Raw genomic sequence first — 20,491 nt, forward strand, 5'->3', positions numbered from 1 at the left:
CTCAGATCGCCAGCCATTGCCGGACCGTCGCCAGCGGCCGGCGCAGCAGCGCCAGGATCAAGGGGGCGCGCGGGCCGAACACCTTGGCCGTGCCGCGCTGCCCGATGCGCAGATCCCCGTCGGCCTCCAGGTCGGCCTTCAGACGGTAGGACAGGACGCCGTCCGGTCCGGGGCTCGCGGCGTAGCCGACGAAGCTCACGGTGCCGCGGTCCGGCGCCGCGGGCGCGACGTTCGGGAAGAACTGCACCTCCGCCCCCGGCCGCAGGGTGACGGCATCGCCGGCGGACAGGCGTATCTCCAGTTCCACCCGACCCGGATCGGCCACCAGCATGACCCGTTCGCCCTGGCTGACCGGGCGGCCCAGCCAGTCGTTGGGATCGTCGAACACGGCCACGCCCGCTTCCGGGGCGCGGATCGCCACGCGGCCCAGCATGTCGCGCAGGAACCCGACCTCCAGCTCCTGCTGGGCCAGCCGCGCCTCCAGCACGGCCATCCGCGCCTTCGCCTCGGGATCGAAGACGGCAAGCTGGGCGGCCTGGGTGTATTCCGCCAGCGCCACGTCGCGCGCCTTCACCGCCACGTTCAGCTTGGTCGTCAGCTCGGTCGGGTCCAGGGTCAGCAGCAGGTCGCCGGCGGCGACCGTCTGGTTAGGCTGGACATGGATGCGTTCGACGACGCCGGTCAGGGGGGAGCGCACCAGGGTCGGTGTCCGCGGCACCACCTCCGCCGGGGCCAGGGCGGACTGGCGCACCGGCAGCAGCAGGACCAGCGCCGCCGCCACCGCGGCCGCCACGGCGCCGCGCCGCAGCCGGCGGCGGCCGCGCAGCCAGGCGGTGGCGTCCAGCCTGGCCTCCTTCGCCACCCAGGCATGGGCGTAGGCGTCGGCCAGATAGTCCAGCAGGTGCAGGTCGGCGTCGCTCCACGGTTCGGCGCGGGCGAACAGCAGCCCGCCCAGGCGCAGCCCGTCCGGGGTCTGTGGCGCGGGGCCGGGCAGGGGGGCCCAGACGGCCTCCGCCGGCAGCCACCCGGCCCAGTCGGCGACCAGATCGGGCGGCAGGTCACCGGCCCGGACCACGCGGGGACGGTCGCCCCCCTCCGCCGCCGGCTTCGCCAGCAGGTGGCGGCAGACCTTCGCGGCCCAGGACAGGTAGGGGCCGGTCGCGTCGAACACGGCAAGGCCCGAGACGGCGGCGATGCGCCCGCCGCCGCTGCCGTCGCCCTGCCAGAGCAGCGCCTGCTGGTAGGGCAGCAGGCCGTTCGTCTCGTTCACCATGACGAAGGGCAGCTCCTCCCGGGCGCAGCGGCGGGCGCGGCGTTCGAGCTGGAGCATCGCCCCCATGCGCAGGAGCTGCCGGTTCAGGCTGTCGCCGACGCCCGCCGGGCGGGCCGGGGCCGCTTCCATGATCGTGTGTCCCGCCGTCAGGAGGCGTGGTCGAGCAGGGCCCGGCCGCTCATGCCGGGAAGCAGGTCGGCGGACGGACCGACGATCGAGGCGTAGACCTTGATCGACTGGCTGGCCGCATCGACCTTGCCGGAGAGGCGGACCACCTCCGCCGTGTAGCGCCTGCCGGTCTCGTCGATCTGCACGTCGAAGCGGTAGCCGGTGCCCAGCCAGCCCAGCCAGCGCGACGGCACGATCATCTCCACCTCCAGGACCTTGTGGTCCACGATGTCCAGCAGCGGCTGGCCCTCCCCGACATACTGCCAGGTGCGGACCTGCACGCCGGCGACGCGGCCGGCATAGGGGGCCAGCACGCGGCAGCGGCCGACCGTGACCTCCATCAGCCGCACGTCGGCCTGCGCCTCCTTGGCCTCGGCCTCGCTGACGGCCAGTTCCAGGGGGCTGACCGAACCCAGCTTCTCCAGCCGCTGCTTGGCCGCGAGCACGGTCCGGGTCTTCTCCGCCACCGTGCGGGCCTTGCCGAGCTGGCCCTCCGCCAGGGCGCAGTCGAAGCTCAGCAGCTCCTGCCCCTTCTCGAAGGTCTCCCCGTCGCGCACCGACATGGAGACGACGCGCCCCGCCATCGGGCTGGCGAGCTGGGTGGCATCGCGGGAGACCACCTGCGCCCGCACCAGCCGGCCGGCACCGTAGCCCGGAAGCCCGTCCGTCGGTCCGGGGGAGGAAGGGGCCGGGGCAGGCTGGGCGGGTGCCGGCAGGGACGGCGGGGAAACCGACGCGGCCTGGGGTTCTGTCGCGGAAGCCGGGCCTGCCGCTGTTGCCAGCAGCAGGGCCAGCGCGACCGTTCCGATCCGGGTCCTCATGGCGTGGTCCCCGCTCCGGTCGTCGGTGCGGCCTCGGTCGGGGTGTCCGCCACGGCCTCGGCTGGCGTTTCAGCCGGGGCATCCGCCGTGCCGGTGCCGGCGGGCGGCGCCGTGAACTGCCGCACCAGTTGCGCCATCGCGTCCGTCGGCAGGTCGGGGATCGGGGGCAGCTCGCCGCGGTTCAGGGGGGCCAGACTGTTCTCGACCGCCTGCTTCAGGGCCGGCAGGTCGGTCTCCTGCGCATCCAGCGGCAGCAGGTCCAGGCCGATCGCGGTGTAGATGTTCGCCAGCGCCCCTTGCAGTTCGGCATAGCTGCGCGAGCGGTCCAGTTCGGCCGCGATGGCGGCGGTGCTGCGGCGGATGCGGTCCAGCTCGGACTGAGTCTGCGGCAGGCCGCCCTCGCTGACGGCGGCGTCGATGCGGGTCTCGATATCGCTGATGTCGCGGGCCGTGCGGTAGGCCTCCAGCGCCTGGAGGTACTGTTGCAGGCTGACATTGATCTGGGTGACGACGGCGACCGACAGGGCCAGCCGGCGCGTGCGCGTGACCGACTGCTGCACCTCCGCCGCCGTGATGGCCTTCGGCCCCTGGAGCAGGGAGAACAGGTTGTAGGTGGCGCGGACGGCCAGATCCGCCCAGTTCTGGTTCACCAGATAGGAGTTGCTGTCGAAGTTCAGGCCCGTGCTGAGCTGAAGGTTCGGGAACAGCCGGGTGATCTCCTTCCAGACGCCGGCGCGGTCGATCCGCTCCTGATAAGCCTCCTCGCGCAGCTCCGGCCGCCAGGTCAGGCCTGCCATCTCCAGCCGGCGCATGTCGATCCCGGACAGGGCCTTGGGATCGTTCACCAGCACCGGCGGCACCAGCCTGAAGTCCGATCCGGGGGGCACGTTGATGAGGGCCGAAAGCTGCGCCTTGGCGACCGTCAGGTCGGAGCGCAGCCGGCGGAGCTGGCTGAGCACGGTCAGCAGCGTCTTCTGGTATTCCAGAGTCTCGATCAGCGGGCCCAGGCGCTGGCGGTCGATCTCGCGGCTCTTGCCCAGGGCGGACTCCGCCTCGGCGATGGCCCGTTCGAGCTGCGGCAGCAGCAGTTCGGCGGTGGCGGCGCGCCAGTAGGCGGCCTGCACCTCCTTCACCAGATTGTTGACCACGCGGCGGCGACGCTCCACCGCGATCAGGGCCCGGTCCGCCTGCTGGCGCGAGGTGAAGTAGGCGACACCGAAGTCCACCACGTTCCAGGACAGGGTCAGGTCTGCGACCCAGCGCTCCTTGTCCTGCGAGGTGGAGGGTTCCAGCGACTGCCGCCGGGTCAGCACCGAGAGGCTCGACGAGGCCGCCTCGTTGCTGCGGGCCAGATAGCCGGCGCTGGCTGCCAGACGCGGCAGCATGTTGAAGGCGGCGAGATCAAGCTGCGCATCCTGCAACGCCGATTCCATCAGCGCCAGCCGGTGGTCGTAGTTGTACTTGAGCGCCCGGGCCAGGGCTTCGGAGAGCGACAGCTCCCCGGTCAGCGGCTCCTGGTTCTCGAACAGGGCGGTGTATTCCCGGGTCGCCCGGTCCATGTGCTCCGCCGTCGGGATCGGCTGCGGTTTGACCGCACAGCCGGTCAGCGCCACGGCCGCGACGGCCGCGAGCAGGAAAGAGCGGAAGGGGGAGCCGTTCAGGGTGGGCACGTCGGTCACGGGGGTGGTCTCGGTAAGGCTGGAAGGTCGGCTGTGGTCGTTGGAATGCCGGGTCATGCGGCGGCCGGGGGCAGCGGTCCGCCGGTGCGGGAGAGGCTGGCCAGGAGCGCCCGGCTCTCGCTGAGCCGGCCGGCCTGACCCGCGGCGCGGAGCTGGGCCGCGAAGCCCGTGCGTCCGGCCAGGGCCGGGTCGGGTGCCGGCAGACGGTCCGCACCGGCCAGCAGCGCATAGGCGCCGTCGAACCCGAGTGCGGCGCTGTCCCCGGTCCCGTTCGTCTCCTCGCCGGTGGCGGCCCCGGCGGGGCGCTCCGGCTGGTCGTTTCCGGCGGGTGCTTCTGCCGATGCCGGGGGCACGTCGGGCGCCTGGGCCGGGGGCTGCTGTCCCTGGCTGACCGGGATCGTCTCGTCTTCCGTCGTGACGATGATGCGGAAGACGGCAGCCGCTTCGTTGCCCTCCGAGTCCCGCGCGATGACCTGGATATCGATGGCGCCCGCCACCTCTATCGGCGGGGTGCCGCTGAAGGTCAGGGTGTCCGCGTCGAAGGTCAGCCAGGCGGGGATCGGGCTTCCGTCGGGCTGCCTTGCTTCGAAGGTCAGGCGCTCGTTGGGGTTGGTGTGGCGGAAGACGTTGCGCGGCACCTGGAACTGATAGGTGGTGTCCTGCAGCATCACCTGGTTGCCGATGGAGCCGGCCACGAACAGGCGGACCTCGCCCTCGCTGCCGCCGATGATGCCGCGCCCCAGGGTGATGCCGCCCGCGCTGCCCGGCCGCTCGGGCGGAAGCGTGCCGGGGCCGCCGATGATCCCGCCATCGTTCCCGCTGCCCGATCCACCGCCGTTGCCGCCCGGGACCGTGATGTCGCCGCCGCCGGAGGAGCCTCCCCCGGAGCTGCCGCCGCCGGTGATCAGCCCGCCGTCGCCGCCGGTCCCACCGGTCCCGCCTGTGCCGCCGGTTCCACCTGTACCACCGGAGCTTCCGCCGCCCGTGATCAGGCCGCCGTCGCCGCCGGTCCCGCCCGTGCCTCCGGTTCCTCCGCCGGAGGAACCGCCGCCGGTGATCAGGCCACCGTTATCGCCCCCTCCGGTACCGGGTCCCGTCGGCTCCGTCGGTGCCGTGGGATCGGTCGGGGATGTCGGGTCGGTCGGTATCAGGGGCGGTGCGGGCTCGGGCTCCACCACCACGCTCACCTCGGCCGTGGCGCTGGCCCCGGCTTGGTCGGTGGCGCGGACGACGAGCGTCACGGTACCCACCGCGATATTGGTCGGGATGCCGCTGAAGCTGCCCGTGGCCGGGTCGAAGCTCATCCAGGACGGGAGCGGCGAGCCGTCCGCCAGCGTGGCGGAGAGCGTCAGCACGTCGCCCTCGTCCACATCCGTGAAGCTGCCCGGCGGCACTGCGAGCCGGAGCGGCGACCCGGCCTGCACGGTGGTACCGGCAGGCGGCGTCACCAGGACCGGCGCGTCGTTCACCGGCCGCACGACGAGAGTGACGGTCTGCGGCGTCGGATCGGCGGCACCGGACAGGTCAACGACGGAGAAGGTGAAGCTGGCGAACGGCGTGCCGTTGGCGTTCGCCGGCGGGGCGTAGGTGAGGCCGCCGAGGCTGGCAGCCGCGATGCGCTGGCCCGCCGAGACCGGCACGCCGTCCAGCGAGAGGCTGCCGCGGGCCGGCAGGCTGGTGATGATGACGGCGGACAGGGTGTCGCCCCGGTCCACGTCCGCGAAGGCGAACACACCCGCCCCGAGCGCTGCCGTCGTGTCCTCGTCCAGCGTGACCGTGGCGTCGGCGCTGTCGGGCGCGTCATTCACGTTCAGGACGGTCAGGACGAAGGTCTGGCTGGCCGTGGCCCCGGCCCTGTCGGTCGCTGTCACCGTGAGGGTCAGGGGCCCGACATGCTCGTTCAGCGGCGTGCCGGAGAAGCTGCCCGTGGCCGGATCGAAGCTGAGCCAGGACGGCAGCGGGGTGCCGCCCGGGCCGGTCGCCGACAGGGTCAGCGTATCACCCAGGTCGATGTCCCGGAAGGCGCCGGCCGGCAGCGTCGCGCTGAAGGGCTGGTCCTCCGTGGCGATGCGGTCGGGCAGGCGCGTGGCGGGGACCGGCGCGTCGTTGGTGTTCTCCACCGTGATGGCGAAGCCGGCCGACGCCGTCGCCCCGGCACGGTCGGTCGCCGTGACGGTCACGGCGATCCGGCCGACATCGTCGTTGCCGGGCGTGCCGGAGAAGCGGCCCGTGGCCGGATCGAAGCTGAGCCAGGACGGCAAGGGCGAGCCGTCCGCCAGCGTGGCGGAGAGGGTCAGCCTGTCGCCGGCGTCGATGTCGCGGAAGGCCCCTGACGGGAGCGTGGCGCTGAACGGGCTGTCCTCCGTGGCGATGCGGTCGGGCAAGGGCACGCCCGCGACCGGCGCGTCGTTCACGTTGGCGATGCTGAGCGTGAAGGTCGCCGTGGCCGTCGCGCCGGCCCGGTCCCGCGCCGTGACCGTGACGGTCAGGCTGCCGACATCGGCATTCGCGGGCGTCCCTGAGAAGGTCCGGGTCGCCGGGTCGAAGCTGAGCCAGGACGGCAGCGGCGCCCCTCCGGCCAGCGTGGCGCTGTAGCTGAGGGAGTCTCCCACATCCACATCGGTGAAGGTCCGGGCGGGCACCTGGTAGCTGTAGCGCTGATCCTCCAGAGCCGACTGGGCCGGGATCGGCTGTACCAGCTCCGGCGCATCGTTCACGTTGCGCACCGTGAGCACGAAACTGTCGCTGACCGAGGCGCCGCCGCTGTCGGTCGCGGTGACCCTCAGCGTCAGGGTACCGACATGCTCGTTCAGCGGCGTGCCGGAGAACGTCCGGGTCGCGCTGTTGAAGCTCAGCCAGGAGGGCAGCGGCGAGCCGTTGCCCAGGGTGGCGGCATAGGTCAGCGTATCGCCCACGTCGATGTCGGCGAACGTGCCGGCCGGGACGGTGTAGCTGTAGGGCGCATCCTCGTCCGTCTGCTGGTCGGGGATGGCGTTCGCCAGCGTCGGCGCGTCGTTCGAGCCGCCGACCGTGATGGTCAGCGTGCTGCTGTCGCTGCCGCCGCGCCCGTCGGTGACGGTATAACTGAACCGGCCCGCACTGCCTTCCGTGTCAGCCGAGGGCGTGAAGGTCAGCGCCTGAAGCTCCGCCACCGTCAGCGTGTCGTTCACCTTGACGGCCGTCGCACCGGAATAGACGGTGCCGCCGGTCGGCAGCTCCGTCACCGTCACCGTCAGGGTATCGCCGTCCAGGTCCGTCGGGGCCTGGATCGACAGCGGGGATCCGGTCGTATCCTCGGCGATGTTGAGGGTGCGGTCGTTCTCCGCCACGGGCGGGTCGTTCACCTCCGTCACGGCGACGTTGACCGTCACGGTGGCCGATGTCCGGGCCGAAGCGCCGCCGTCGTCGGTGACGGTGATGCTCACGGTCCGCGCGGTGCCCAATTCCGCCGGGCTGTCGCCCGTGTTGGCGTAGGTGACGCCCCGGAGGACGGACAGGTACTCGGCCAGGGTGGCCGTGCCGGTCAGGGTCAGCGTGCCGGTCGCGGCGTCGTAACTGCCGGTGATGCCCGCGGACGGGGTCAGGGAGAGCACGTCCGTCGAGGTCAGGCCGCTGGTGATCTGCACCACTGCCCCGGCGATCCGGGTGCTGTCCACGTCGGTCAGGGTCAGGCCGGGGGCGAGCGCCACGGCGCTGCCGTTCTCCGTGAAGTCGACCGACCCGGTGCCGCCCAGGACCGGCGCCTCGTTGACCGAGGTCAGCGTCACGGTCGCCGTCAGCGGGGCGGAGGTCGCGGCCCCGGCGCCGTCGCTGTCGGCATCCGTCACGGTGACGGTGATCGAGCGCGTGGCCGCGGTCGCCGTCGGGGACAGGCTGGTGCTGGAGTAGGTGACGCTGCGCAGCACCGTCTCGTACTGGGCCAGGGTTGCGCTTCCCGACAGGGTCAGCACGCCGGTCGCGGCGTCGTAGCTGCCGGTGATGCCGTGCGCAGCGGTGACGGACAGCGTATCGCCCGCCGTCAGGCCGCTGGCGATGGTCACGGTGGCGCCCGCGATCCGGGTATCGTCGGCGTCGGCGATGTCCAGGGTCGGCAGCAGGGTCGCTGCCGTTCCGCCCTCCAGATAGGTGCTGGCAGCACCGCTGCCGCCGGCCGACAGGACCGGCGCGTCGTTGACCGGGGTGACGGTCAGCGTCACGGAAGCCGTGGCGGAGGTCGCGGCACCGCTGCCGTCCGCGTTCGCGTCCGTCACCTGGATCGACAGGGTCCGCGTCGGGTTCGTACCGTCGGCGGTCGGGTCGTCGCTGCTGCTGGAGAAGCCGACGCCGCGCAGCACCGCCTGATACTGCGCCAGGGTGGCGGTGCCGGTCAGGGTCAGCACGCCGGTCGAAGCGTCATAGCTGCCCGTGATGCCATGGGCGGCGGTGACGGACAGCGTATCGCCCGCGACGCGGCCGGCGGCGATCGTCACCGTGGCGCCCGCGAGGTGGGTGTCGTCCACGTCGGACAGGGTGAGACCGGACAGGACCGGCGTCGTCGCCGCCTGCTCGGTATAGGCGGCCGTGGCCGGCGTGACGGTCACCACCGGCGCATCGTTCACCGGCGTGATGCCGATGCCCAGCGACAGGCGGTTGACGTCACTGGCGAAGCCGCCGGTGCCGCCGATGCTGGCGGAGATGTCGCGGCCCGCCCCCTGGGTGAAGCCCCCGGTACCGTCCCAGAGGCGCACATCCAGCGTACCGGGGGTGCCGGAAAAATCGCTGGCCGGGACAAAGCGGACGAGGGCCGAGGGCGACAGAACGACGGCGCTGGTATCCGCCACGGTCGTGGGGATGGCGGTCCAGGTGGTGCCGTCGGCGCTCCACTGCCAGACGCCCTGCGCCGCATCGGCCGTGTTGGCCACCACCGCCACGCCGGCGAAACTGTCGCCGTCGATGTCGCTGAAGCGGGCGGCGAACAGCGCGGAGACAGACGAGCCCGCCGGGCTCGGGGTGCCCTCGGCCGCGACCGGGAGCGTCACCGGCGTGGTGCTTGTGGCGGTCGGCGCGTCGTTCACCGGGGTGACGCCGGTCGCCAGCGTCAGGGTGGTGGCGCTGTAGCGGCTGCTGCCGCCCGTGGCGCCCGCGCCGGAGAGATCGACCGCGGTGCCGCCCACGGGCGGCGTTCCGCCATCCTCCGCCAGCCGCACCGTCAGCGACGGGGCCGCGCCGTTGTAGTCGGCAACCGGCACGAAGCGCAGCGCGTCGAAGCGGCCCAGCACCAGGGCGCTGGCCGCCGTGCGGTCGGTCAGCGCCTGCCAGGCACCGTCGGGCGTGCCGTCGTTGTCCGTGTCCAGCCGGTACTGCCACTGGCCCTTCGCCGCGTCCGCCGTATAGCCGACGATGGCGATGCCGTGGAGGCCGTTGGCGGCAGAGCCGCCGGCCACCTGGTCGGTGGCATCGCTGAAGCGGCCGGCGAACAGGCTGTCCACCGTGGCGCCCGCGGGGGCCGTCGTGTCCTCCGCCACGGCGGGCAGGGTGACGGCGCCCGAGCCGGTGTCGGTCGGCGCGTCGTTCACGGCGGTGACGTCCACCGTCACGATGTTCGCCGCCGACCAGGCGATGCCGTCGGAGACCTGGAAGCCCAGGCTCGTGTAATCGCTGCCCGCGACGTCGTTGTTGCTGTTCGCGGTCGGCCTGAAGACCAGCTTGCCGGCGTCCAGCTCGGCACGGGTGACGGTGACGCCCGTGGCGGTGATCCTGCTCCCGTTCAGGTAGAGATCGCCCCCGCCGGGCAGGGCGGTGACCTTGACCGCCTGCACGGGAGAGGCGCCACTGTCCACGTCGGTGACGGAGAAGTCCGCCGCCGTCAGCGTGCGGTCCGTGTCTTCCGCCGTGGTGATGGTGCCGCCATTGAAGACAGGTGCGTCGTTGGTGCCGGTGACGGTGATCGTGATGGTCGCCGTTGCCTCGCCCCCCGCCGTCCCGTCGGACAGGCGGTAGGTGAAGACCTCCGTCACCGTCTGGCCCTGGGCCAGGGCGTCGGTGTCCGGGTCGTTGTTGTCCAGGGTGTAGGTGTAGCTGCCGTCCGCCTTGATCAGCAGCGAGCCGTACCTGCCGGCGAGCGTGATGCCCGCCGCATCTACGGCCGTCATGCCCGCGTCGGCGCTGAACTTCGCGCCCGTGATGGAGAGCGTGCCGGTCGCGGGCTCGTCGGGATCGCTGTCGGCCGTCGCGTCGGTGATGGCGTTGCCGCCGACCGTATCCGGCGTCGCATCTTCAGTGATCGCCTTGGCGTCCGGCGTCGCGGTGGGGGGGTCCTCCACGGCCGTGACCGTGAGGTCGATGCTTGCCGACCGCGTTGCCGCGGCGGCGCTGCCGTCCTTGCTGCTGGCGGTCAGGGTCAGGGTGGTCGCGGCCCCGCCGTTGTCGCGGGTGCTGTTCCAGTCGGAAGGCGCCTTGATCCAGATGGTATTGCCTGCCGACAGCGCCCCGTTCGGGATGGTCGCGCTGCCGCCGCTGACGGTCACGGTCGTGCCGCCGCTCGCCGCGGTGCCGCCGTAGCGCACCTGGAAGCCGGCCGGCAGGCCGGCGATGGTCAGGGCCAGCGTCTCCGAGCCGTCGTCGTCCGTCTCCCCGACCAGGGTGCGCAGGTCGATCCATGTATCCTCGTCCCCGGACACGGCGACCGTGCCGGCCGGGTTGGTGCTGCCGGCGACCGTCAGGTCGGGGGTGTCGGAGACCGGGGTGATCGTGATCGTCCGCGTGTCGCTGGCGGTCAGGGGGCCGCCGCTGCCGCCGTTGCCGGCGTCGTTCACGCTGACGGTCAGCGTGGCCGTGCCCGAGAAGTCGGCGGTGGGCGCGAACGTGATCTGGCCCAGCGCGTCGTTGATCTGCGCGACGGTGCCGGACAGCGTCAGCGACGCCGTGCCGTTGCCCCCGGTGACGAGCGTCGTCTCGTCGAACCCGGCCGTGCCCGGATTGTCGGTCAGGGTCAGCGTGCCGGTGCCCGGTGTCACGGCGACCGTGACCGTCACCGGCGTGGCTGCGGCCGTCCCCCCCTGGGACCCGATGGTCAGGTCCTTGAGGTCGCCGAGCGTGATGGTGCCGAGTGCCAGAGAGGTGTCCTCGGCGGTCGTGCCGTCGGCGCCGGCCTCGACCGTGGGCGGATCGTTGACCGGGGTGACGGTCAGGGCGACCGTATGCGTTGCCGTCCTGGGGCCGCCGCTGGTCGTCAGGTTGCCGGGATCGTCCACGGTGATGGTCAGCGCGGCCGTGCCGTTCTCGTCAGCCCCGGCCGAATAGGTCAGGCCGGCCAGCGCCGCCTGAAGGTCGGCAAGCTGTCCCTTGACCACGATGGTCTGGTCGGCCGTACCGTCGCCCGTGACGAAGGTGAGCCCGGTGGTGGCGCCGAGTGTCAGCGTGCCCTTGTCCACGGACAGGGTGAGCTGCGTGTTCGCCGTGCTGGCGTCCACCTGGTCCGGGTCGCTGAACGTGATGGCGTTGCCGTTGGCCGCCGAGAAGACCAGGGTCGCGTCTTCGGCCAGCGTCGCGGTGCTGGCGCCGTCGCTGTCCCCGCCGACGGCGATCACCGGCGCGTCGTTGGTGCCGCCGATGGTCAGCGCAATGGTCCTGCTGTCGGTCAGCGCGGCGCCGCCCTCGTTGCCCTCGTCGCTGATCGTGACGCCCAGGCTGTCGTCGCCGGTGTAGTCCGTCGCCGGCTGGTAGCGCAGCGACCCGCCGGACAGGGCGGCGTTCAGCGCGCTCATCGTGCCGGTGACGACCAGGGTGCCGGTGTTGTCGCCCGACACCACCGTGATGCCGGCGGCACCCGACAGGGTGAGCGTGCCGTGCTGCGCCGTCAGGGTGAGGCGCATCGGCGGGGTGTCGAAGCCCGTGTCCAGGTGGTCGGCGTCGGCGATGGCGAGGCCGGTGATGGCGGTCTGGGTGTTCTCGGTCACCGACTGGCTGGCCGGCGCGGTCAGCACCGGCGCGTCGTTGACCGGGGTGATGACGATGGCGACCGTCTTCGTCCTGGTCTCAACGTCGCCCGCGTCGGCCACGTTGTCCTTGCCGTAGCCCTGGTCGCTGACGGTGATCGTCAGGTCCAGATCCTGGTCGGCGCCGTCACTGCCGTCCGCGTTCAGGCGGTTGGCGTTCGCCAGCGGCGTGTATTTCAGGGTCGCCAGCGTGTTGTTGACATCGGTCCGGGTGCCGGTGATCTGCACCGTGCCGCTGTTGTTGCCGGTCACGGCCGCGGTGCCGCTGGCGGTGACGCCCAGCGCGCCGTCCTCCACGGCCAGGGTCACGACCAGGTGGTTGTTGCGGATGTCCGGGTCGGCGACGCTGATCTTGCTACCGCCGGTGAAGGCGAAGGGCGAGCCCGGGTCCTCGCTCACCGTCACCGTCGCGGGCGCGGTGATGGTCGGCGGGTCGTTCTCCGGCGTGATGTCGATGGTGAGCGTCTTCTGATCGCTCAGGGCGCCGCCGGTGCCGTCCAGGCCCAGGTCGTTCACGGTCACGGTGACGGTGACGGTTTCCGCCGGGTCGTCGCCGGTGTTGAAGACCAGACTGTCGATCACCGCGTTGATCGCCGTCTGCGTTCCCTTCAGGGTCAGCGAACCTGATTTGTTGCCGGTGTAGCTGGACAGGCCGGACGTGGGGTCCGTCAGGCGCAGGGTGCCGTTGGTGGCGACGACGGTGACCTGGATGATCCCGTTCGCCTTGTTGCCGACCAGATCGGCAGCGTCGGAGATCTGGAGCCCGGTGATGGCCAGATCGGTGCCGCCGGTGGCGTCGGCCGCCTCCGTCACGGTGAAACTGGTCGTCGGTGCCGTCAGGACGGGCGCATCGTTCACGGCCGTCACGGTGATGGCGATCTGCCGGGTGATGTCGCCGCTGCCGGCCGTGCCGGCGACCGCGCCCACGGTGGGGGCCGTGTTGCCGTTGTCGTTGACCGTCAGCACCAGCGTTTCATCGTACTGGCCGGTGTTGAAGTCGGCGTCGGGCCGGTACTCCAGGGCGGCCAGGGCGGCGTTCAGGTCCGCCAGCGAGCCGGTCAGGCGGATGCTGGTGAAGTCGCTGCCGGCCCCGCCCCCGGTGATGGCGTCCACCGTGATGCCGGCCGCCAGCGCCGAGGCGAAGCGCAGGTCGCCGTGCCCGCCACCGGCGAGCGACAGCGTGACCGTCAGCAGGCCGCCGCCGAGCTGGTCCACGTCCGCGTCGGACAGCAGCAGCGGGTTGCCGCCGGCATCCTTCAGCGCGGTGAAGGCGCCGACATCCTCCGTCATCGCCGCCAGCACGCCCGTGTTGCGGCCGCTGCCGGACAGGGCCGTGCCGTTGACGGAGACGACGGGATCGTCGTTCCTGGCGCCGATGGTGATCTCGACGTTCGTCGTGCCGGTGGACTGGGTGCCGCTGCCGCCGACGGCGCCCTGGTTCTGGTCGTCGTAGGTGATGGCCAGGTTGTAGACGCCGTAGTCGTTGGCGGCCGCGCTGAACTTCAGCCCCGCCAGGGCGGCCTGGATCTGCGCCTGCGTCCCCGTGAGCTGGTAGGTCCGGCTGGTCGCGCTCGCGCCCGAATCCGTGGCGGTCACGCCGCCGCCGAAGCTCAGCGCGCCGACATCGTGGCTGGGGCCGACATCGGTGACGTTGGTCAGGACCAGGGTCACCTTGAGCTGGTTGCCCGCGTCCACGTCGGAGATGGTGACCGGCGTGACGGAGAGCTGGGTATCCTCAAGCCCTTGCAGCGCGGCCGGGGCGGAGAAGGAGACCGGGTCGTTGACCGGCAGCACGCCGATCGTGACCGACGTGTTTCCGGCCGAGATCCTGGGTCCGCCCGAGCCCGTGTTGCCCAGGTCGTTGACCGAGAAGCTGACCGTGTCGCTGCCGTTGAAGTCCGCCGTCGCCCGGTAGACGACATTGCCCGCCGCGAGCGCCGCGTTCACATCGGCCAGGGTGCCGCGGAAGACGAGGCTGGCCGCCCCGGTGCCGAGATCGCCGCTGCCCACCTGGGTCAGGCCGGCGTGGTTCAGCAGCCGCAGCGTCCCGTTCGTGGCCGTGATGGTGACCTGAACCTGTCCGGCCTCCACGTCGGTGTCGCTGACGGTGACGCCCCCCAGGATCAGGTCGGTGTCCTCGTTCACCGTCAAGGTGGTGCCGAAGTCGGCCGAGGTCAGGACCGGCGCGTCGTTCACGGGCCGCACGGTGATGGCGACACTGCCACCCACATGCTGCCGCGTGGTGTCGCCCGTGGCATCGCCCGCGGTCCGGGTGACGCCGGGCGTCGCATCGGGGTCGGCGCCGGAATTGCCCAGATCGTCCACCGTCACCGTCAGCGTGTCCGTGACCGTCGCGGTGATGTCGTCGGGGGCGGTGTAGGTCAGGGTGTCCAGGATCGCCTGCACCTCTGCCGGCGTGCCGGTGAGGGTCAGCGCCGGGGTGCCCTTGCCGGTCGCACCGCTGTTGGTCAGGGCCGTGTCGGCCGCGCCGAAGGACAGGGTGCCGTGCAGCACCGCCAGCGTCACCGTGATGTCGCCCGTGCCCTGGCCGGCGTCGATATCCCCCACCCGGATGCCGGTCAGGGGGATGGTCGCCGCCTCGCCGGTGGTGGTGGCGGAGGGCAGGATCAGCGTGGGCAGGTCGTTGACCGGGGTGACGGCGATGTTGAACACGTTGCCGGCCACGATGCCGGTCGGCGTGCCGTCCGCCACCGTGTAGGTGAAGGAGATGCCGGTGTGGTGCTCCGAGCCGTCGTGCTCGTAGGAGAGATAGCCGGCGGCGAGGTCCGCCGCGGTGAAGGCGCTGCCGACGCCCAGGGTGACGTCGCCGCTGCCGCGGTTCAGGATCAGGCGGCCCGCCGTCGGCACGGCGGTGATCCGGAGCTGGACCTGGTTGGCGGTGTTGTCCGGGTCGGACAGGTTCAGGTTCTTCGAGGCATCGACGATGTTGAGCGCGGCGGCCGTGATCTGGATGCGCTCGCCCTCCAGCACGGTGGCGCCGGTCTGCACCAGCCCGGCCGGCGCATCGTTCACCGGCCGGATGGACAGGGACACGGTGGCGGTGCCGCTGCTGAGCGTGCCGTCGGAGACCTTGAAGTTGAAGCTGTCGGCGAAGGTCTCGCTGCCGTCGTGGACATAGACCAGCGTGCCGGGTGTGAAGGTGCTGCCGACCGTGACCGCCGTCGCCTCTCCGGCATCGACCGTGCCGTTGCCGTTGGCGTCGGTCCAGTCGGTGTAGAGCGTGCCCGTGGTGGGCAGGGATTCGAGCGTGTAGGTCAGGCTCTGGGCCGGGATGTCGCTGTCCGAGCCGCCGGTGCGGTCGGCCGCGAGCACGACCGTCGCGCCTTCCGCCAGGGTGACGGAGCGGCCGCTGGCGCCGGGCGCGTCGTTCACCGGGGTGACGTCGATCTGCACGGTCATGGTGGCGCTGCGCGCCTCGCTGCCGTCCGCGCGGGTGCCGCCGTCCGTGAGGTAGACCGAGAAGCTGTCGTCCGCCGCTGCCGTGCCGTCGGGCTCGTGGCCCGGGTCGTGGTGGTAGGTGACCTTGCCGGCGGCGAGCTGGTCGGCGCTGAAGCGCGACCCCGCCCCGATCCGGATCCCGTCCACCTCGATCCAGCCGCCGGCGGGGGCTGTCTCCAGCACGTAGATGAGCTGTTCGCCGCTGACGCTGTCCACGTCGGCCGCCTGGAAGTGCGCGGTGCCCAGCACCACCACGGTGGCCGCCCCCGTGCCGTCCTGTTCCGCCAGGGTGATCGACGGTGTCGTCTGGCTGATCGTCGGGTCGTCGTTGACCGGGGTGACGGTGATGGCGAAGGACGTTTCCGTCAGTGTGCCGCCGGCACCGTCCGACACGGTGTAGCTGAAGCCGTCGGCCGTCGTTTCGCTGCCGTCATGGTCGTAGAAGAGCCGCCCGGCGTCGATGTCCGCCTGGGTGAAGCTGTCGCCCGTGCCCAGCGCCTCGCCGGCGTCGTAGCTGCCGTTGCCGTCCTTGTCGAGCCAGAGCGTGCCGTGCGCCGTTCCCGCGGTCAGGGTGTAGGTCAGCCCGGCCGCGGCGGTGTCGCTGTCCTCGACCTTCAGGAACTGGTCGGTGATCCGAATGCCGCCGGTGGTGCCGCTGTTGTCCTCGGCGACGATCAGCGGCTCGTTGGTGGTCAGGTGCGGAACGGCGGACCCCGCACCGTCCGGGGTGCCGCCGCCGCTGTCGATCTGGTCCTGCGTCACCAGCGTGACCGTCAGGGCCGCGGGCCGGGTCGTCGTGGTGCCGTCGCTGACTGTGACCGGGATCGCATAGGAACCGGCATCGCCCGCGCCGCCGGTGTGGACGACGCGGATCGTGCCCGCCCTGATCTCCGCCAGCGTAAAGGTCGTGACGGCGACACCGGGGGCGGTGGTGCGCTCGAACCGGGCGCCGGCCGGGAGGGCGCCGGTGGCCAGGGTGAAGGTGATGCCGCTGTCCGGCGTGTCCGGATCGGTGGCGTCCAGGTCGCCGGTATCCACGGTGGCGCTGTCGCCGACCCGCAGGCTGATCTGCCCAGCGGTGACGACCGTCGGGTCGTCGGTCGGGGTGACGTCGATCCGGAACGTCCCCGGGGCCTCGGCACCGTCGCCGTCGCGCAGCGTGTACTCGAAGCTGTCGTCCGGAACGGCGGTGCCGTTCGGCTCGTCGCCCAGATGCCGGTATGCCAGCCGGCCGGAATCGATCTGCGCCTGGGTGAAGGTGGCGCCGACGCCCAGCAGCACGCCGTCCAGGTAGAGCTGGCCGTGCGCCGGCAGGCTGCGCAGGGTGTAGGTGGCGGCGTCGTGGTCGCTGTCCGGATCGCCGACATCAAGGAAGGTCGGGTTGATCGTCCGCTGGCCGCCCTCGGCCACCGTGAAGGTGTTCGACAGCGCCACGCCCGACTGGGCGGGCGGGTCGTTCACCGGCGTGACCACGAGATTGACCGTCGTCGTCGCCGTGCTCTCGGGCAGGGAGGGGTTGTTGTCCTCCACCGTCACCTGGAAGCTGGTGCCGGCCAGGGCACCGTCGGGCTCGGCGCCCGTGTGGATGAAGCGCAGCGGGCCGGTGACGCCGGCCAGCGTCACCGTCATGCCGGCCGTGATGTCCTGGTAGCCGCTGCCGGTGTTGATCTGGAGCCGGCCGACGGCCGGGTCGGGCAGGGAGTTGAAGGTGACGGTGATCCGGGCCGGATCGCCGTCCGCGTCGCTGATGTTCAGCCCGCCGCCGGTCAGCGGAATGCTGGTGAAGTCCGTCGCCTCAGCACCGATGCGCTCGGTCACGCTGATCGTCGTGCCCTGGACGGAGATCGGCGCGTTCACGTCGCGCAGCGTGACGGTCACCGTCTGGTCGGTGGCGATGCCGCCGGCGCCGTCGCGGACCGTCACCTTGAAGCTGTCGCTGCCGTCGGCGCTGAGCTGCGGTCCGGTGTGCCGGTAGCTCAGGATGGTGCCGGCATCGACCTCGGCCTGCGTGAAGGTATCGCCCACGGTCAGGGTGACCGTGACGCCGCCGACGACCCGCAGCAGCGCGCCGGCGGTCGGAAGCTGCGTCACCTCGTAGGTGATCTGGTCGGCGGTGTTGTCCGGGTCCGTCACGCTCAGATGGGCGCCGGTGAGGGCGAGCGTGGTGCCTTCGTTCAGGGTGAAGGCGTGCGTCGCCAGCGCCGGGGCATCGTTCACCGGCGTGACCGCCAGGATCGCCGTGGAGGACGCTGCGCTGAAGGGGGCCAGCGCGCCGCTGTGGGCCGGCAGGGTCAGATCCACGACGGTGCCGCTGCTGTAGCCGGCGCTGCCGTCATAGGCGACGAAGCTGAAGGTGGCCTCGCCGGCGGCCTCGGCGGCCGGGTTGATGCGGATGCGCGCCGTCGCCTCCAGCACCAGGGCCTGATTGGCGCCCAGCGCCGGCACGGCGGTCCAGGTTGCGCCGCCGTCGGTCGAATACTGGATCTGTCCGGCCAGCGCGGGCGGAATGCTGAAGCCGGTGACGGCGATGCCGAAGCTGGTCGTGCCGTCCACGTCGGTCACCAGCACGGTCCCGTCCGCGGTGGTGTGCAGGTTGGCGACCGGCAGGCCGTTGACGGCGCCGCCGGCCAGATCCTCCTCCACGGACGGCAGCGAGAGCGTGACCGGGGTCAGGACCGGCGCGTCGTTCACCGCCGTGACCGTCTGGGTCAGCGTGGCCGTGGCGGCGGAGAAGGCCGTCGAACCACCGGACCCGGTGATCTTCACCGTGTCGCCGCTGAGCACCAGCGGGTCGCTGCCATCCCAGGCGCGCACGGTCAGCGTGGCGGTGCCGTTGAAGTCGGTGTTGGGGATGAAGCGCACCCGGTTCTGGCCGGTCCCGTCGGCCGACAGGACCAGGGCCTGGTCGGCGTCGCGGGCGCCCAGGGCGGTCCAGCTCGTGCCGCCGTCGGTGGAGTACCACCAGCTTCCGTTGGCTTCGTCGGTGCCGATGATCGCCAGCCCGCGCTGGCTGCTGCTGTCCGCGTCGGTGACGGTCAGCCGGCCGGCCAGGGCGTCGATGCTGGTGCCCGTGGGGCTGCTCGCGTCCTCCGCGATGGTGTCCAGGGCGGCGGAGCCCGACAGGACCGGCGCGTCGTTGACCGGGGTGACGTCCAGCGTGATCGTTCCCGTCAGCGTCGCCTCGCCCGAGGCATCCGTGATGCTGACGCTGACCGTCGTGTCCTGGTCGTTGTCCGCCGCCGGGGTGAAGCTGACGGCGGCGAGCGCCGCGTTGACCTCTGCCGCGGTGCCGGTGACCGTCCAGACGCCGGTGCCGGCATTGTAGGTGGCGCTGCCCGAGGTGGTGAGCGCGCCGGCAGCGGGTGCGGCCAGCGTCAGGGTCGCGGTGATGGTGTCGCCGTCGGGATCGGTCACCACGATGTCGCCCAGGGCGACGCTCGCATCGCCCTCGGTATAGGTGACCGTCTGGGTCAGCAGGGTGGCGGTGGGGGCCGCCATCAACCCGCCATAGGCGGCCAGCGTGGCGCGGCCGAAGGGCAGCCGGGCCTCGATCGGGCCGGTCGCCACCTCCAGGGTCCAGTCGCCGCCGCGGGCGGCCGCACCGGTATCGTCGTCCGAGGCGGCCACGTCGGCGCCGGTCAGATCCGCCAGCCGCTCGACCAGGGTGATGCCCTCGGCGGTCGCGGCCACGTCGCAGCCATAGAGAAGGATGTCGGCGTCGGCGGTCAGGCCCCCGGCCCAGGCCGCGACGGTATCGCCGGCCGTGTCCAGAGCCGCAGTGTCCAGGGTGGCCGTGCCCAGGGTCATGCTGCCCGGCGTGCCATGGGCGAAGAGGTGCAGGGCGGCCACGTCCTGCTGCCCGGCCAGCAGGCCGGTGATGGCGGCAAGACCGTCCTCACCCGCTGCGACGATGTGGACCTCCGCCCCCGGCAGCGCGCCGGCGGCCAGCGCCTGCGCCTCCGGCACACGCGCGTCGATCACGACGAGGGTACGGCCGGCGGGGCCGTCACCGACGGGAACGGCCGTTGCCTCCACGCCGGTGAGGTCGGAGAGCAGCGCGAGCCCGTCGCGGGCGATGGGGGTCGTGTCCGCGCCATGGACGGAGATGCGGGCACCGTCGGCCAGGGCGTCACGCCAGCCGGCCACCGTGTCGGCCTCGGCCTGGACATGCGCGGGGCTGATCCCGGCATCGGTGGTCAGGGCCAGATGCAGGTCCTGGATACCGTCATAGCCGGCCAGCACCCGGCCGACCTGGGCCAGGGCGTCCCCGCCCGGGGTCAGGACATGGACCTCCGCATCGCGCGGCAGCCCGGCCAGGATGGCGGCGGTGCCAGGGGCGGCGGGGTCGATGACGGCGACGGTCCCGGCCGTCCGGCGGGCGCCGGCCTCGACCGCGGGCGGAACCGGGCCGTCACTGTCGCCGCCGGTGGCCTGCTGCGGCCCGGCGACAGCGGTGTCACTCCACCCGGTGGCAGCGGGATGGTCCGCCGTCGGGTCGGCGCCATCGTGCTGGTCGGGATGGGGATCGACGAACGCATCGGCGGTGACGACCGCGGCATCGAAGACCAGACGCGGCTCAAGGCTCAGCAGGGTGCTGTGCAACCCGATCGGCAGGCCGGGCCGCGGGGCGTGCTGCGGCCGTGACGGGCTGCATGCTCCGCGATGCGGTGAAAGAAAACTAACGACGAGCCGATGTAAACCGATCGTAAACGTCTTATGCGACATCTTCCGGATAATCCCGCATCGAGCAGTCGTGCATACGGTATAAACCGGACCAGAGGGCGATCCAATCGATTTTGATAAAATCCAATCTGTTTGCTATGTTAATGCATTGCGAATGACCGCGTCTGGCATCTGTATAAAAAATTATATTGCAATATATCTCGGTGAATTCGATCTATGCCCTGTGAATGCTTCATGAATTTCGCAGATCAGATCTTGTGCTTCACAGAGAAAGCAAGAATTAACGCTTTCTTAAGACAGATTAATGTTTCGGTATCTAGTGTTTGTCTGACAAAGCACTTGGCCTGGCGACGGGTGGGCAGGGCCGAATGACGGTATTCGTATCAAAAGCAACCGTTCTCTCCGGCCTGCCAGGGCGCTGACCGTAGACGG

At 71.6% G+C, this 20,491-nt stretch carries 4 protein-coding genes; all 4 read right to left on the bottom strand.

The annotated features are described in order from the left end of the window. Position 1: 1 nt before the first annotated feature. From RC1_RS18270 to RC1_RS21610, 4 genes are read right to left on the bottom strand one after another with little or no spacing between them, the layout of a single operon-like run. Positions 2-1,402, bottom strand: coding sequence for an efflux RND transporter periplasmic adaptor subunit (locus RC1_RS18270; protein WP_012568935.1), 1,401 nt, complete (start codon positions 1,400-1,402; stop codon positions 2-4). Between the two features lie 17 nt (positions 1,403-1,419). Continuing rightward, entirely contained in the window at positions 1,420-2,262 is an 843-nt protein-coding gene (locus tag RC1_RS18275) for an efflux RND transporter periplasmic adaptor subunit (RefSeq protein ID WP_012568936.1), read from the bottom strand. Next, a complete protein-coding gene (locus tag RC1_RS18280; RefSeq protein WP_012568937.1) occupies positions 2,259-3,941 on the bottom strand; it encodes a TolC family protein in 1,683 nt (560 codons plus the stop codon). Before RC1_RS18280 ends, RC1_RS18275 begins: the two co-directional genes overlap by 4 nt. A gap of 53 nt (positions 3,942-3,994) precedes the next feature. Beyond that, positions 3,995-19,978, bottom strand: a complete 15,984-nt coding sequence (locus RC1_RS21610) for a cadherin-like domain-containing protein (protein WP_041785540.1) — start codon at positions 19,976-19,978, stop codon at positions 3,995-3,997. Positions 19,979-20,491: the final 513 nt, after the last annotated feature.

It is taken from the genome of Rhodospirillum centenum SW, from assembly GCF_000016185.1.
Lineage (GTDB): Bacteria > Pseudomonadota > Alphaproteobacteria > Azospirillales > Azospirillaceae > Rhodocista > Rhodocista centena.